The 15,175-nt window shown below is 38.5% G+C and carries 12 protein-coding genes; 9 read left to right on the forward strand and 3 right to left on the reverse strand.

What is annotated here, in order from left to right:
* The first annotated feature begins 405 nt into the window (after window positions 1–405).
* The 8 genes from ESZ36_RS10710 to ESZ36_RS10745 all read left to right on the forward strand — a co-directional run bounded on the left by ESZ36_RS10710 (window position 406) and on the right by ESZ36_RS10745 (window position 9,474).
* On the forward strand, window positions 406–1,407 hold the full coding sequence (locus tag ESZ36_RS10710; protein ID WP_146787525.1) for an AAA family ATPase: 1,002 nt from the start codon (window positions 406–408) through the stop codon (window positions 1,405–1,407).
* A 108-nt stretch (window positions 1,408–1,515) separates the two neighbouring features.
* Complete coding sequence (locus ESZ36_RS10715) at window positions 1,516–2,571, forward strand: DUF58 domain-containing protein (RefSeq protein ID WP_146787528.1); 1,056 nt, start codon at window positions 1,516–1,518, stop codon at window positions 2,569–2,571.
* Window positions 2,571–3,173 carry a DUF4381 domain-containing protein gene (locus ESZ36_RS10720; protein ID WP_146787531.1) on the forward strand — a complete coding sequence of 201 codons (603 nt, stop codon included), beginning with the start codon at window positions 2,571–2,573 and terminating at the stop codon, window positions 3,171–3,173. The genes ESZ36_RS10715 and ESZ36_RS10720 overlap by 1 nt, the downstream gene beginning before the upstream one ends.
* A complete protein-coding gene (locus ESZ36_RS10725) occupies window positions 3,170–4,225 on the forward strand; it encodes a vWA domain-containing protein (RefSeq protein WP_146787533.1) in 1,056 nt (351 codons plus the stop codon). Before ESZ36_RS10720 ends, ESZ36_RS10725 begins: the two co-directional genes overlap by 4 nt.
* A 1-nt stretch (window position 4,226) precedes the next feature.
* Window positions 4,227–6,299: a vWA domain-containing protein gene (locus tag ESZ36_RS10730; RefSeq protein ID WP_146787536.1), complete on the forward strand. Its 2,073-nt coding sequence runs from the start codon at window positions 4,227–4,229 to the stop codon at window positions 6,297–6,299.
* Window positions 6,293–8,113: a BatD family protein gene (locus tag ESZ36_RS10735; protein ID WP_246129065.1), complete on the forward strand. Its 1,821-nt coding sequence runs from the start codon at window positions 6,293–6,295 to the stop codon at window positions 8,111–8,113. The genes ESZ36_RS10730 and ESZ36_RS10735 overlap by 7 nt, the downstream gene beginning before the upstream one ends.
* A gap of 139 nt (window positions 8,114–8,252) precedes the next feature.
* Window positions 8,253–8,768, forward strand: coding sequence for a sigma-70 family RNA polymerase sigma factor (locus tag ESZ36_RS10740; RefSeq protein WP_011043948.1), 516 nt, complete (start codon window positions 8,253–8,255; stop codon window positions 8,766–8,768).
* Window positions 8,761–9,474 (forward strand): DUF3379 family protein, encoded by a 714-nt coding sequence (locus ESZ36_RS10745; RefSeq protein ID WP_146787539.1) that lies wholly within the window; start codon window positions 8,761–8,763, stop codon window positions 9,472–9,474. Before ESZ36_RS10740 ends, ESZ36_RS10745 begins: the two co-directional genes overlap by 8 nt.
* Window positions 9,475–9,669: 195 nt before the next feature.
* Here the strand turns inward: ESZ36_RS10745 and ESZ36_RS10750 are convergent, their stop codons facing one another.
* Entirely contained in the window at window positions 9,670–12,129 is a 2,460-nt protein-coding gene (locus ESZ36_RS10750) for a S9 family peptidase (protein WP_146787542.1), read from the reverse strand.
* Between the two features lie 228 nt (window positions 12,130–12,357).
* Here ESZ36_RS10750 and ESZ36_RS10755 point away from each other — a divergent pair, with 228 nt between their 5' ends.
* The gene (locus ESZ36_RS10755; RefSeq protein WP_146787545.1) at window positions 12,358–12,837 is read left to right on the forward strand and encodes a YchJ family protein; all 480 of its coding nucleotides are present in this window, start codon (window positions 12,358–12,360) and stop codon (window positions 12,835–12,837) included.
* Between the two features lie 205 nt (window positions 12,838–13,042).
* Here ESZ36_RS10755 and ESZ36_RS10760 read toward each other — a convergent pair whose 3' ends face one another.
* Together ESZ36_RS10760 and ESZ36_RS10765 are read right to left on the reverse strand one after the other, a co-directional pair.
* Entirely contained in the window at window positions 13,043–13,729 is a 687-nt protein-coding gene (locus ESZ36_RS10760; RefSeq protein WP_246129066.1) for a VC2046/SO_2500 family protein, read from the reverse strand.
* A 121-nt stretch (window positions 13,730–13,850) separates the two neighbouring features.
* Window positions 13,851–15,137, reverse strand: a complete 1,287-nt coding sequence (locus ESZ36_RS10765) for an ATP-binding protein (protein WP_146787547.1) — start codon at window positions 15,135–15,137, stop codon at window positions 13,851–13,853.
* Between the last annotated feature and the right edge of the window lie 38 nt (window positions 15,138–15,175).

A 15,175-nucleotide genomic window follows, 5' to 3' on the forward strand; every position in this document is an offset into this window, starting at 1 on the left:
TATAAAATACTAGGGTTTGTTGAACTGTCATTTTAGCCTCTGCTATTGGCTAAATTTTAAGTTAACAAGGCGAAAAGAGTGTTATGTAGTCACTCTACTTTAATAATTTTCAACGATGTTAGGTTGAAAATTAGCCATTGCCCTTCGGGTTGCTTTGAAAAAGCGTCACTCTTTGTTGCTTCATTCGCATTTGGAACAACCAAATATTGAATGAAGCGCCTCGATTGTCATCTTTTTCAAGTGCAACAGAGTTACAAACTGAAAAATCAACAGACCCTAGCTTAATTTATATTAACTTTTTCCTTAGTTTAACGGTAGATAGATATAGTGCTTCTAGAAGAGTGCCAAGCCGAATTATCACTAAGTTTCACTTTATAACGACCAATATTAAAAGAATTTATCCGTATGGCAATTGAACATTTTTCTACCTTAAAACAACATTTATCTTCACAAATAATTGGTCAAGAAGCGTTAGTTGAGAATTTGCTTATTGCCCTACTGGCTAATGGTCACTTAATTGTTGAAGGGCCACCTGGTCTAGCAAAAACACGTGCCGTTAATGCCTTGGCACAAGGACTAGAGGCTGATTTTCATCGAATTCAGTTTACCCCTGACTTGTTACCCGCAGATTTAACCGGTACCGATATTTATCGCCCAGAAGATGGCACCTTTGTTTTTCAACCAGGACCTTTGTTTCAAAACTTAGTGCTTGCTGATGAAATCAATCGAGCGCCAGCTAAAGTACAGTCGGCTTTATTAGAAGCAATGGCAGAAGGACAAATAACCGTTGGTCGTAAAACGTATGACTTACCTGAGTTATTTTTAGTCATGGCAACGCAGAACCCAATTGAACAAGAAGGGACTTACCCGTTACCTGAAGCACAATTAGATCGATTCTTAATGCACATTGAAATTGGCTACCCTGATGCCGAGAGTGAGTTAGCAATACTAAAACTAAACCGTGGTGAAGCGTTAAGGTCAAATGCTAATCACGGTGATGACTCAAGTAAAAAAGAAGCGTCAACAAAAGAAAATAGATTACGAACATTAAGCCAAAGTGAAATTTTTTCAGCGCGTGAGCAAGTGTTAAATATACATATGGCTCCTTCATTAGAGAACTATATCGTTGATTTAATTATCGCGACTCGTCAACCTGAAAAGTATGATGATAAGTTAAGCACTTGGCTTGCCTTTGGAGCTAGCCCTCGTGCCACTATTGCTTTAGACCGATGTGCTAGAGCTCGTGCTTGGTTGCATAATCGTGATTTTGTCAGCCCTGAAGATATTCAAGCCGTTTTCCACAATGCTCTTAGACATAGAATTTTACTAAGCTATCAAGCAGAAGCTGAAGGTATTACTGCGAATCAAGTACTTGATCATATCTTAGCCCAAGTTGCTGTTGCTTAGTGCCGAATATTTAGTCGATATAACTTAGTTGCTAGTCTCTAGCCCTAGTAGAACGCTATTTATTAGTCGTGTTAATTATGAAATTTAATGAGCAATTAGAGTTACGTTATGTGGTTTAATCGTCAAAAAAAATCGTCTTCAAAGTCCTTAAATAAAGATGCAGCTCAATCCTTACTTGCAAGCTTATATAGTAATGGCATTGATTTATCTATGCAGGAGCTATTGCAATACCAGAATAAGAGTCGTTTGATTGACTTGGCTGGTAAAAAGAATATTCAAGGTAAACAAGCCGGTAATTATCTATCGCGTAGTAAAGGACGTGGCATGGAGTTTGACGAAGTGCGTCATTACCAAACAGGTGATGATGTTCGTGCCATTGACTGGCGAGTCACTGCCCGTACCGGAAAAACCCACACTAAACTTTTTCGAGAAGAAATAGAAAGGCCGGTACTAGTTGCCACTGACTTGAGCCAAAATATGCATTTTGGCAGCAAACTTCTTTTTAAATCAGTCCAAGGCGCCCATTTAGCTGCACTTATTGCGTGGCACGCCAAAATCCGTGGTGATCGCTTGGGTGGTTTAGTGTTTTGTGATGAACAGCATATTGAATTAAAACCGCGCAGTCGTAAAGCCGGTGTATTGCATTACCTGCATGCTTTAACCACCTTAAATAATCAAAAAAAGCACACACTGGTCGAGTCAAATGATTCTGAGCAAGATAGAAAACAAGAAACCACAACACAACATAAAAACCATTATTTTGAACAACACTGTGCACGATTAAGACATCTTGCTAAACCCGGATCACTTGTTTACTTGATCACTGATGGTCACGCGCTACGAGATGAAAAAAGCTGTCCGCATGCCTTAAGGCACCTAAGCCAGATTAGTAAGCATTGTGAGTTAGTGCTTTGTTTAATTAGTGATCCCCTCGAGCAAGCACTACCTGAAAGTACTCTAAAATTAGCAGTAACATTTACTGATGGTATCAATCGACAGCAATTAACATTAGGTGATAACAACACCGCAGAGCAATACCAACAACAAGCCTTTGTGCAAAATGAAAAAATGCAGTTGCTGTTGCAATCAACAGGCGCCCGAGTAATTCACTTTAGTGCAGGGGAAAGCCTCGAGCAGCAATTAAAATATGGGGCATCGTTATAATGGCAATAGCAAACTCGCCTACTCTTCCAGGTCCACTTTCGCCAGGTCAACCAGCGCAATTACAATTGCATGATATTCATGTACCTGAGCAAGTGAGTAATTTTCCAATTGCTCCGGGCTGGTGGTTATTACTGACATTGATCGTTATTGGCACGTTTTGGATCTATAAAAAACAGAAACAACGTATACGATTAAATGCCAGTAAAAAACAGGCCTTAACGGTACTAGAAAACAATCCAACGCTCAGTGCTAAAGAGTGTATTAGCTTATTGAAATGGGCTGCGATGCAGTACATTAATCGTCAACAATTAGCCAAGTTATATGGGCAGGGTTTTCAGGAGTTTTTAATGAAACAATTACCTGAAAAACATCAAGCTAGTTTTACAAAATTAAGCAGTGCTGCATTTCAAGGGCAATATCAAGCGGAGCAAACAGCAACAGCTGATATTGACCGTGATTGTCATCAAGCCACTAAACTGTGGCTAAACCATGCGCTTCCTATTAAGCAACCTCTAGCTATTGATGAGGCTCTACCTAATGACAAAACTTCAACATTTAATACGCCTATGCCCATCGAAAAAGATAAGGAGTTAAGCAAATGATAAGTTTTGCTTGGCCCTGGTTATTTGCCCTATTACCTCTGCCGCTCATTATCTATTTTTTACCGGCTAAAAAAAGTGCAAACCAACAAAGCGCGCTTATCATGCCGGTACTTATTAATGTATCAAGTACTGTGATGAAGGATCAGCAAAAGCGGAAAGCGCCTTTGATTGTTTTAACAACCTGTTGGATTTTATTGATTATCGCTGTAAGTCGCCCTCAATGGCTTGGTGAAGCAATTGATATTCCAAGCGAAGGTCGTGAAATGATGATTGCCGTTGATCTTTCCGGCAGCATGGAAATAGAAGACATGAATCTTAATGGTCGCAATGTAAACCGTTTACAGATGCTAAAGGTGGTACTTGGTGACTTTATAGCGCGTCGTGTGAGTGATCGCCTCGGTTTAATCTTATTTGCCGATGATGCTTACATGCAAACGCCGATGACCTTTGATAGAAAAACAGTAAAGCAAATGTTAGATGAGAGTGAGCTCAATCTTGTGGGCAAAAAAACCGCCATTGGCGATGCTATCGCACTCGCGGTAAAACGTTTTGATGCAAAACAAGAGTCTAACAAGGTTTTATTATTGTTGACCGATGGTCAAAACACTGCAGGAAAAATAACCCCAGAACAAGCCTTAGAACTAGCGGTTGCTAAAGATATTACTATCTACACCGTAGGTATTGGCGCCGATGTTATGTTGCAAAAATCGATGTGGGGAACACAGCGTATTAATCCATCCAGCGATTTAGACGAGCAAAGTTTAGCAAATATTGCTAAGAAAACAGGCGGTCAATATTTTCGTGCCCGAGACAGCCAAAGCATGAGTGAGATTTATGGTTTGTTAGATAAGTTAGAGCCGATTAAACAAGAACAACAACAAATGCGACCACTTAGTGCTTTGTTTTATTGGCCACTAGCATTTGCCGCCCTACTTTGTTTTGTTTACTTACTCAGCTTACATTTCAGCTTTTTATTACCGACTAAAAACGCTAATACAAAAAAGAATACAAGCATGAATAAAGATGGTGTCAGCGCTATGGGTGGTAAATAATATGTCGGCACAACAAACTAACTTATTCACTGACTTAACTCTATTCGCTAACGACTTCACTTTCGAAGGTATGGTCAATAACTTCCACTTTATCCGACCTTGGTGGTTATTAGCCTTTTTTGCTTTGTTTTTAATATTGTTTCTTTTAAAGAAAATTCGTTATTACCAATCACCTTGGCAACATTTTTTACCTGCTCACTTAGCTAACGCTTTATTAGAAAATTCGCAAAACAAAGGGGCACAAACCACTTCGTCACAACCTCGTTTTTGGTTAAAACCTTTTATTATAGGTAGCTGCATTATTATTGCCCTCGCAGGACCTGCTTGGCAAAAATTACCACAACCTGTTTATCAACTAGAACGTGGTGCTGTGCTTATTATGGATATGTCTTACTCCATGTACGCAACAGATGTGAAACCCAATAGATTAACCCGTGCTCGCTATAAAGCCATCGATTTACTTAAAAAGATCAACGAGGGTGATGTTGGTCTAATTGCCTATGCCGGTGATGCTTTTATTATTAGCCCATTGACGCAAGATATTAAAAACATAGAGTTGCTTTTACCTTCACTGTCACCTGATATTATGCCTGTTTATGGTGCTAATGCTTTGGCCGCTCTGACCCTAGCTGATAAAACATTAAAAAATGCCGGTCATGTGAGCGGCGATATTTATTGGTTTACTGATGATATTGATAATGAAGAAATGTCAGATATTTATGATTGGGCTAACAACAACGACCATAAAGTAAATATCTTAGGTGTTGGTAGTAAAACTGGAGCACCAATAAAACTAAGTAGTGGTAAATTACTCAAAGATAACAAAGGCGCTATCATCATTCCCAAGTTACCTGAAAGTAGATTGGCTGCGATATCTAAGCGCAGCCGAGGCGTCTATCGCACCATGACAAATGATGACTCGGATATTAAAGCGCTGACCGCTCACTTAAACGCGAGTCTCGATGACAAAATAGACTCACAGTCATCAAATAATTCAAATGATCCGCAAAGCGAACACCAAAGTAAGCAAGCAATGCAGGGTGATCAATACCAAGAGCAAGGCCCTTGGTTACTCATCATAATATTGCCATTACTCTTAACTTATTTTCGTCGCGGCACCAGTATCTTGGCAATAACTTGGCTTATGCCACTGACTTTGCTGTTCAGCCTCGCAAGTATAAGCCCTGTCAGCTATGCCGCTTCAGATTCTGAAACAGTAAAATCTAGTGACAAATCTCCTAGTAAGCCTAGCGTAAATAGTGCAAGTCAACTTTGGCAAGATTTGTGGCAAACATCAGACCAACAAGCACAACAGCACTACCAACAAAAAGACTATCAACAAGCCGCTGAGCAGTTCGAAGACAGCCAATGGCAAGGCAGCGCTCATTATAAAGCGGGCGATTATGACCAAGCATTACAAGCTTTCAAACAAAGTAATACCGCTCAATCGCTTTATAACCAAGGGAATTCACTAGCACAACTACAAAAAATTGATGAGGCGATTGATGCTTATAAAAAAGCACTGGAAAAAGATCCTAAGTTAAATGATGCCAAAGACAATTTAGCAAAATTAGAAGAACTTAAAAAACAGCAAGAACAATCCCAGAAAGATCAAGAGTCTCAAGATCAATCGGAGGGGGATGACCAAGATAAAAAAGAGAATCAAGACGGTGAAAAGCAATCACAAGATGGCCAGCAAGGGAACAAAGAAAATCAGGATGATCCTCAGCCCGGTGAGCAACAGCAAAGTGATTCAGAAAAAGATGGTGAGCAACAAGACGATCAGCAAGAAAAGCAGTCTCAAGATGCTGAGCAACAAACACAAGAGCAGAAAGAAAAAGCGGAACAAGCTAAGAAAGCCGAAGTTGGGGATGATGAGCAGCAACCAAGTGATGAAGAATCACTAGCTCAGCAAGCCAGTGATAGCAAAAAACAAGAAACTGAGCAAAAACATCAACAACTATTAAATAAGGTAACAGACGACCCTTATTTATTATTACGAAATAAAATGCGTCTCGAATACCAAAAGCGCCGAAGTGAAGGTTCACCCCAAGGAGTAACCAAAAAGTGGTAACAAATTTTTCAAAACAGGTAACAGCTAACGGGCCGTTTTATTTCCTGCAAAGCCTTATGCTATTTATCTTGATTATGACTACATTCTTGTTCAGCAATAACGCCTTCGCTTTATCAAAAGTTACAGCTGTTGTTGATAAAAATCCCGCGATGATTAATGAGTCGATACTTTTAACGGTCACTGCTGATGACGATGTAAGTCGTAATGCTTTAGATACCACTCCATTACTGCGTGATTTTATTGTCGGACAAACATCGGTTAGTTCGCAAACTAGTATGATCAATTTTAAAACGAGTCGAGTTACTAAGTGGCAAGTCGTTTTAATAGCTCGCAGCGCGGGGCAATTCATTATTCCTGCTCTTACTATTGAAAACCAACAAAGTGAGCCGGTTGAACTGACGGTTATCGCAGCCAAGGATACCGGCAGCAACACACAAACTGATATTTTTGTTACCAGTGAATTATCCAGTAATGAAGTTTACGTGCAGCAACTATTAACCTTATCAATAAAGTTACACTTTGCCGTTGATCTTAAAAGTGGCAACTTAACTGAGCCAAGCTTAACAGACGCTACCATCGAGAAGATAGGCCAAGATAAACAATCAGATAACATTATCAACGGCAAGCGTTACCGTGTAATTGAACAAACTTATGCCATAACCCCAGAACAAAGTGGCGAATTTAGCCTAAAAGCACCGCTATTTTCCGGTGAAATACTCCAAGCATCTAAACGACGTTCGAGTTTTTTAAGTTTTGCCCAAACTAAACCGGTTAGTATTTTAGGTGAAGCACAAAATATTGTTGTTTTACCTATACCATCGAACTATCCAAACAATGCTCAATGGTTACCTACTGACATACTTACTCTGCATCAAGAGTGGCCAACGGGAAATGACCAATTTACTGTTGGTGAACCAATTACGCGCACTATAACTCTAACAGCTGCGGGCCTTTCAAAAGCACAGTTGCCAAAGCTTGAAATGCAAAGTAGCCGAGGTTTAAAAATTTACCCTGACCAAGCTGAGTTAAATGCCAACCTAAGAAATGATCGATTGGTCAGCCAAAAAGTACAAAACTTTGCTCTTGTGCCAAGTACTGCTGGAGACTTTTTATTACCAGCAATGAGTATTACTTGGTTTAACACCATTACCAATAAAATTGAAGTAGCCACCCTGCCCTCAAAAACTATAACGGTTCAAGCTGCAGAAGGCTCTATTTCGGATAGTTCACCGAATAATTTCAATGGTACTGCCAATAAAATTGATAGCTCGACGAGTCATTCTGCTAATAGTTCTGAGCATTTATCAGCCCAGCCACCTGCTGTTGCCACTGAGGTACTCGTTCAAGATAAACGTCTACAATGGTTATTTCTTAGCTTATGGTTATTAACAAGTTTGGCCTGGCTGATTCAATTCTTTTATTTTAATAAAAATAATCCGATGAACACCAAACATCAATCTGATAATGCAAAAAATGTTGTTACTTCGGGTAATCACTACCTTGCACTTTTAGCTGCCTGTAAAAAAAATAACGCTGAACAAGCGTTGAATTTAATTTTGCCTTGGTTGAGACAATTATTAACCGTTAATAATTCAGGATTAGAAATAAATAACATTGCTCAAGCTCAAGCAATTGTTCAAGATCAAAACTTTGCCACTGCACTTAATGACCTACAGCAACACCTTTATGGAAAAAGCGCGATCAATGGAGCCCCCTCTTGGCAAGGTTTGGCATTGCTAACGGCCATTCAAATGGTTCATCAGCAACAGAGTGAAAAAGTAAATAAACATCAGTTATTACCTCTTAATCCATAAAAGATTAAGTCTTGCCTATACTCTATTAAGTTACTTGGTTGATTGTTCATCAAGTGGCTTGATAACTTATATGATAAATATTTACTAAATAATCACTACTCTTTGAAATAATCTTCACCCTACTAGGGTCTATAAACATATGATGACAAAACAAGTTAGATATGAGGCGCTAGTAAAGGCGCTACACGGTGATTTATATCGCTATGCCTATTGGCTATGCCACGAAAAACAAGTGGCTGAAGATTTGGTGCAAGAAACATTTTTACGAGCTTGGCGTGCCCTTGATTCGCTTAAAGATGAAAAAGCAGCCAAGTCATGGTTAATCACTATTTTACGACGAGAGAATGCTAGACGTTTCGAGAGAAAACGTTTTGACATGAGCGAATATGAAGAGGCAAGCATAACCGATACTAAATCAGTGACCACAGAGCAAGAGCTTGAAAATCACTGGTTAAGGGAAAAAATTTCGCAATTGCCCCCTGAATATTCTGAACCGTTAATTTTACAAGTATTAGGTGGCTTTAGCGGAGAAGATATTGCCGCTATGTTAGATCTAAATAAAAATACGGTAATGACACGTTTATTTAGAGCAAGAAACCAGCTTAAAGAAGCTTTAGAAGCAGAGCCAGTAAAACGAGGTATGTACAATGGATGATTTGCAGTTTAGACGCGCTATATATGCCGATCCCAACAATCAGGATGCTGACGCTATATTGGCGCAGGAACAAGATCCAAGCAAAAAACAATTTGCCCAAGAGATTTGTCAATTAGATGAAAAAATTAAGCAGGCATTACAAATTCCTGTGCCTGATGATTTAGTCGATAAATTGATTTTGCGACAAACGTTAGCAACTCACCAAGTGCAAAAGCGTAAGACTCGCGTGCACCTCGCATTAGCAGCCTCTGTTGCTATTGTTGGTGGTTTAGTGCTTAACTTTATGCAGTTTTCGAGTGCTTATCACGACCTAGGTGATTATGCGTTAGCCCATGTTTATCATGAGCAAGGGAATATTGCCAACAACGCCAGTACCCAAGTAACGTTAGCGTCATTAAACCAGAAGATGGCGGCTTTTGATGGTAACTTTAGCCAATCTTTAGGAAAATTATTGTGGGCTGATTACTGTCGATTTGATGGTATGAAGAGTTTGCATTTAGTTTACCAAGGTAAAACCAGCCCTGTTACTGTCTTTATTGTTCCAAAAAATGAACAGTTAAGCTTTACTGATGCTTTTAACGATAAAGATCTCTTCGGTAGTTCTCTTGAGTTTAATCGCAGTAATATTATTGTTGTCGGAGATAAGAATGAGTCTTTAGGACAATGGCAACAAAGTATTAGTGACACTGTGTCTTGGTCTATATAGATATATTACGCTTAAGGTTCATCACCTAGTCGTATTAGATATTAGATATTAGATATTAGATATTAGGGCTTAGTAAACACCTTGTTAACGCATTAAAAAAGCCCTGACAGTGACTGTCAGGGCTTTTTTATTTTAGAGCTTGATAAACACTTACCCTACCTTCTAATACCGAGTAAGTATTAAAACCTATCGAAATTATAAGGTGTTCTCAAATAATTTATAAATACGACGATATTCATTTAACCAAGAGCTCGGCTGTACAAAACCATGCGGTTCTACCGGGTAAATAGCCGTTTCGAAGTCTTGTTTTTCAAGTTCAATTAAACGTTGTACAAGGCGAACGGTATCTTCAAAAAACACATTATCATCAACCATTGGCGCATTGATTAACAACGGTTTTTTCAGTCCTTCTGCAAAATAAATAGGCGAACTGCGTTCATAAGCAATAGCATCGTCTTCAGGTGTATTTAAAATATTAGAAGTATACCCATGGTTATAATATGCCCAATCAGAGACTAAACGTATCGCTGAGCCAGAAGCAAACAAATCAGGGTCGGTAAACATCGACATTAGCGTTAAGAAACCGCCGTAAGAACCACCGTAAGTACCAACACGTTTTGCATCAACATTAGCATTTTCAATTAGCCAGTTAACACCATCACGCATATCTTCTACTTCTGGTTTACCCATGTGACGGTAAATAGCGGTACGCCACTCTCGTCCGTAACCCGCAGATGCTCGATAATCCATATCAATAACAACATAACCTTGTTGTACCAACATAGAGTGGAACATAAATTCTCTAAAATACCCAGACCATCCCAAGTGAGAGTTTTGTAGGTAACCTGCACCATGAGTAAACATTACCGCTCGATTTTTTTCTAAAGTATTATCAAAATTTGTAGGGAAATATACTTTTGAGTAAATCGGTTCTTTTTGTTTACTTGACGCAATTGCGATAACTGATGGAGCAACCCAAGGCATCGCTAAAAACTGCTTAGATACTGTGTGAGTAATTCGTTGTGCTGCATCACCCACTTGTAAGCTTTGTACATAAAGCTCTGGCGGCATTGTTACCGTAGAATGTTCAATTAACAGTTTCGATTCATCAGGGCTCAAGGTGTAATTATTTTTACCCCCTAAATTAGTCAATGCAGTTAATTTTTTAGCCAAGTTGACTTGATATACTTCATAAATACCTGGGTGTTTTTTATTTGCTTTAAAGATAAATCGTTGACTATCAATAGTTGGCGTAACACTGCTTACTTCAAACTTACCAGACGTTAGCTTAACTGCCTTCGAGTTTAGGCCTTTATAATATAAGTGAGAATAACCTGACTCTTCAGATAAGTAATAAAGGCTTGCTTTATTGCTAGCGTTTAACCAACCAAATTCATTAAAGCTCCTGTTAATCCAAGCATCATCATGAAGTTTATGTTGGGTAACGAGTTCATTTTTATCAAAATCAACCGTTGTTAGCCAGCGGGTTTTGTTATCCCAAGCTTCTAACATTAAGGCTAGGTGTTGACCATCGCTACTCCACTTAACGGGGTTATGCATCTGAAGTAGGTGAATATTTCGTGCTTTTTTCTCTGATTTGTATGTCTTACCTTCACGAGCAAAATTTTCAGACTTAACGCTAGCTAAAACATCATCATCAAAGCCTGGTAGGCTGTCATAGCTTAATGTTTGTTGTTTGCCTGTTGCTAAATCAATCAGGAACAATTGTTCTTGGTATTGTCTATTATTGGCAACGCGAGCACGGACTTTTTCAGCCGCAATCACACCATCTTTAGTAATGTAATTAGGCATAATATCTGTTTTATTACGACTAGATTTTGCTGACGAGATACCCACCAATATCTTATCGCCTGCTGGAGATAAACTTGCGTGCGCTACTCTATTGCCTTTACCAAAATAAAACTTACTATCATTAACAACTTTGTTTTCAATAGCTAACCGTTCTTTTTGTGTTTGCTTTAACTTGTTGTTGCGTTGTTGCAAAGCAATGTAGTCAATTAACTTATGCTGCTCTTTTGCTAAGTAACTTTTGGGAGCAACAATACCAGCAGGTTTTGCTGACATTTTTAAATTGGCCAACTCTTTAATTTGACCCGTTTGGAAATTATGAGCATAAAAAATATTACCTACTTGGTAAGCTATATCACCATTATTCAAAAAGAGTGCATTACGTTCAGAATTTGAGGTAAAGGTAAGCTGTTTTACCGCATTATTAACCAGCGTTTTTACAAAAACATCACCATTGAAAGTGTAGACTTTATGAGTGCGCGTTTTATTCAGCACTCCATTTTGAGAGGCAACGGTATGTTTGCTTGATAAATTGACTAGTGAAACTTCGTTATTATTTAACAAGTTTACTGTATACAAATCACGTAGAGGGTTACCCAGTTGCTTCTGCTGATAATAAATATTGCTACTATTATCTCCCCAATACCAAGATTCTGGCGCACGACCAAACCAATCTGGGTCTGCCATTATCTGCTCTAAAGTTATGATATTTGTTGCTTGTGCGTTGGTTGCAACAGCGCCTTGAATTTTATCTGGCACACTGGTATTTAGCTGCTCATTAAGCTGAGTATTACTACAAGCGGCTAATGAAAAACTAAGTGCTGCGGCAATAAATTGTATTTTCATAAAATAAATTCTTTTGTTGAGTTCTTTTGTTAAAAAATGAATGAGAAGACGCTAAGTTATACCAATGAGATTGGTATTAATCACTAATACTGGCGACCATTGAGGATATAATTAACCCGACATCCTAATCGAAAAAATCAGCAAAGGGTAAAAGAAAACGACCAATAGCGCTTTATCTGCGTTAAAATATAAGGGTTTACACATATTATCATCATTGGACATATTGTTATGCTTTGCCCTTGCGGTTCGTCGTTACCATTTAATGCTTGTTGCCAACTTTATATTACACAACAAGTGCCCCCTAGCAGCCCTGAACAATTAATGCGCTCACGCTTTAGTGCCTATGCAACAAAAAATGGCCAATATATTTTTGATACTTATGCTGCCTCCCAACGATTGAAGCAGTCTGTCACTGAGATTCAAACGTGGGCGGATGAATGTAGTTGGTTGGCATTAAAAATACATGAAAGCGATGAGACCACCGTAGAATTTTCGGCTTATTACGTGGTTGATAATATCTTGTGTGAATTACGTGAAAAATCAAACTTCACTATTGAACAAGGTCAGTGGCGCTATATTGATGGCAATATCACCGTTCACAATGAGATTGTAACGATTAAACGTAATGAAGTTTGTCCATGCAACAAGTATCCAATGGCATGGTCAGCAAGAAAAGGGAAAAAATTTAAACATTGCTGTGCTAAATAGACGGGGATTAAAAGTATATACCTGTTCCACTTGAAGATGCAGAATTCAGCTGGAATTATAAATGCCTTTAGGTAAGGCATTGATTGAAGATAATAGTTATTCTATTGTCGAAATCAATAACGCAGCATAAAGCGTTTATAAACCAGCCCTTTGGGGAGACCTGAAACGAGCATCTTCAAGTGGAGCGGGTATATATAGCGTTTATTTAGTTAAGTAATGGCGCTTTAACTAAAGTCTGTTGGATGCCATCTAACCAAGCCTTGGCATTAAAGTTTAATGACTGACTGAGTGGCTTATCTGTTTCAATTGCTGCTGAATTTAACTGGTTTTCTTGTAGCTGATTATTGCGTGCTTGGTTTATCTCTGCTGCTTGCTTATGCTTGAGCTGAGTAAATAAACTGGTATTTTCTAATACTTGAGTTTCAATATGTTTTTTGTCATCACGAAACGCCAAAGGTTTGGGCATCATAGCGTTAGTTAAATGTATATTGGCAAGATTGTTATCAACAATAGTGTGAGCCTGGTTGAATTGTTTAACGTCATCGAACGTGGTTAATGCTAAAGCGGGTTGGTCAGGAAGATTAAATTGCTTTCTTAAAGCAGTATTCGACAAATCGGCAGGTGTTACTTCTTTTGTTTGTGGTAATAAAAATTGGCTTTGTTCACGTACATCTTCAGCTAACATAGCCAACATCAAGCTAAAATCAGCACGACGGGTTTGTTCAACACTTTCATTTAGTTGCTCACCAAGTTGCAACTCATGAAGTAAAACGCTAGTGGATGAAAAGTCAGTGGCTAATTGCACAGCACTGCTCTTTATCACGTCATTACTTTGTGAGAAGTTATTTGTTGAAAACTGTTGTGAAAGCTCTACTGCCAATGCTTTATTCACTTATTTATCGTTGCTTTGATAAATAAGTTATCGGCTGAATGTAAAAAACATTTAGCCGATAAGGCAATTAATTTAAATTAAATTATTACATTAGATTATTGAGTTAACTTAATAAAGTAATCTAACTCATTTTTACTGGCCAAGTCAGTGTAAATGCTGCCCCACCAAGTTCACTATCGCCAATAGAGGCTTGTCCTTGGTGCCATTCCATAATACGAGCCACAATCGCTAACCCTAGACCAAAACCACCTGTTTCACGATTTCTTGATTGGTCTCCACGTGAGAATGCATCAAAAATAACTTGTTTGAATTCATCAGACACTCCATCGCCATTATCTTCCACGCAAATTATGCATTGTCCATTCTCGATAGAAAGTGTAACCCTCACTTTATCATTACCGTATTTAATGGCATTACTGATAAAATTATTTACCGCTCTGTCCATAAAATGCCCGTCACAACAAACATAGCTATCAGGCATCTTATTAATAAATTCAATCGAGTTTACAAATTGATCGTGACTGGCTATTTGAAACTTAACTAAATCATTTAAATTAGTGCTAGTAAAATTAAGCTCTGGTTTGTCATTATCAAAAGCGGCATAAATAAGCATTTCATTGATAAGCTCTTCCAGCTCACAAACATCATTACTAATTTGCTTCTGATATTTAGCGCGCTTTTCATCGTCTTTGATTGTATCAAGCATCTGCAAGGCAAATTTAGTGCGTGCCAATGGCGTTCTTAACTCATGTGAAACCGCATTAGTTAATTCTTTATGCGCTTCAATTAGCCGCTTTATCCTTGCCGCCATCATGTTAAATGAGGAGATCATAGGCGCTATCATGGTCGACTTTGCTGCAGGTGCCGTACTATCAAATTGCCCTTGACCGAAGTCTCTTGTTGCTCTTTTAAGCTGCTCTAAATCACGAGACATAGGCCATAACCAAATAAAAATAACTATACCAAAAGTTGCCAAAATCATTACGCGATATGTCGCTTTTACTCTTGGCCTTGTTGGCATCTTCGCGGGGCCTAAAGTAATGACTGAATCACTATCTTTTAGTAAATAATGAATAATCACCTGATCATCAAAATAATAAATATGTGCATTTGAGTGTGATAAAGCATGATGGTCGGTGTGATCAATGGCTTCCACTTCAGCTAAAGACACTAACTTTAAAGGCAATTCCCATCGTTCTGCAGCACCAGCTATTATCTCTTCCCACTCTTCCTTAGGATGCTTTTGTACATAATCTCCAGTAGCCATCATCAGGGTTTTATAACCGGTATAAGACTCAATATCTTGCTCGAGATAAGAATTCCATACTTCATCAAGTGCCCAAGAAAAAATAATGAATGTGGAGATAATAAAGAAATAGAGATTAAAAAACGAACGACCTAATTTCATCGACGAACCTTATCAAGAGAATGTAATAAAAATGAGCT

Origin of the sequence: Colwellia demingiae (assembly GCF_007954275.1) — a bacterium.
Lineage (GTDB): Bacteria > Pseudomonadota > Gammaproteobacteria > Enterobacterales > Alteromonadaceae > Colwellia > Colwellia demingiae.

Excerpts from the sequence above, each read along its gene's own strand:
- ESZ36_RS10710 (WP_146787525.1), top strand. The coding sequence starts at position 406 with ATGGCAATTGAACATTTTTCTACCTTAAAACAACATTTATCTTCACAA.
- ESZ36_RS10715 (WP_146787528.1), top strand. The coding sequence starts at position 1,516 with ATGTGGTTTAATCGTCAAAAAAAATCGTCTTCAAAGTCCTTAAATAAA.
- ESZ36_RS10720 (WP_146787531.1), top strand. The coding sequence starts at position 2,571 with ATGGCAATAGCAAACTCGCCTACTCTTCCAGGTCCACTTTCGCCAGGT.
- ESZ36_RS10725 (WP_146787533.1), top strand. The coding sequence starts at position 3,170 with ATGATAAGTTTTGCTTGGCCCTGGTTATTTGCCCTATTACCTCTGCCG.
- ESZ36_RS10730 (WP_146787536.1), top strand. The coding sequence starts at position 4,227 with ATGTCGGCACAACAAACTAACTTATTCACTGACTTAACTCTATTCGCT.
- ESZ36_RS10740 (WP_011043948.1), top strand. The coding sequence starts at position 8,253 with ATGATGACAAAACAAGTTAGATATGAGGCGCTAGTAAAGGCGCTACAC.
- ESZ36_RS10745 (WP_146787539.1), top strand. The coding sequence starts at position 8,761 with ATGGATGATTTGCAGTTTAGACGCGCTATATATGCCGATCCCAACAAT.
- ESZ36_RS10750 (WP_146787542.1), bottom strand. The coding sequence starts at position 12,129 with ATGAAAATACAATTTATTGCCGCAGCACTTAGTTTTTCATTAGCCGCT.
- ESZ36_RS10755 (WP_146787545.1), top strand. The coding sequence starts at position 12,358 with ATGCTTTGCCCTTGCGGTTCGTCGTTACCATTTAATGCTTGTTGCCAA.
- ESZ36_RS10765 (WP_146787547.1), bottom strand. The coding sequence starts at position 15,137 with ATGAAATTAGGTCGTTCGTTTTTTAATCTCTATTTCTTTATTATCTCC.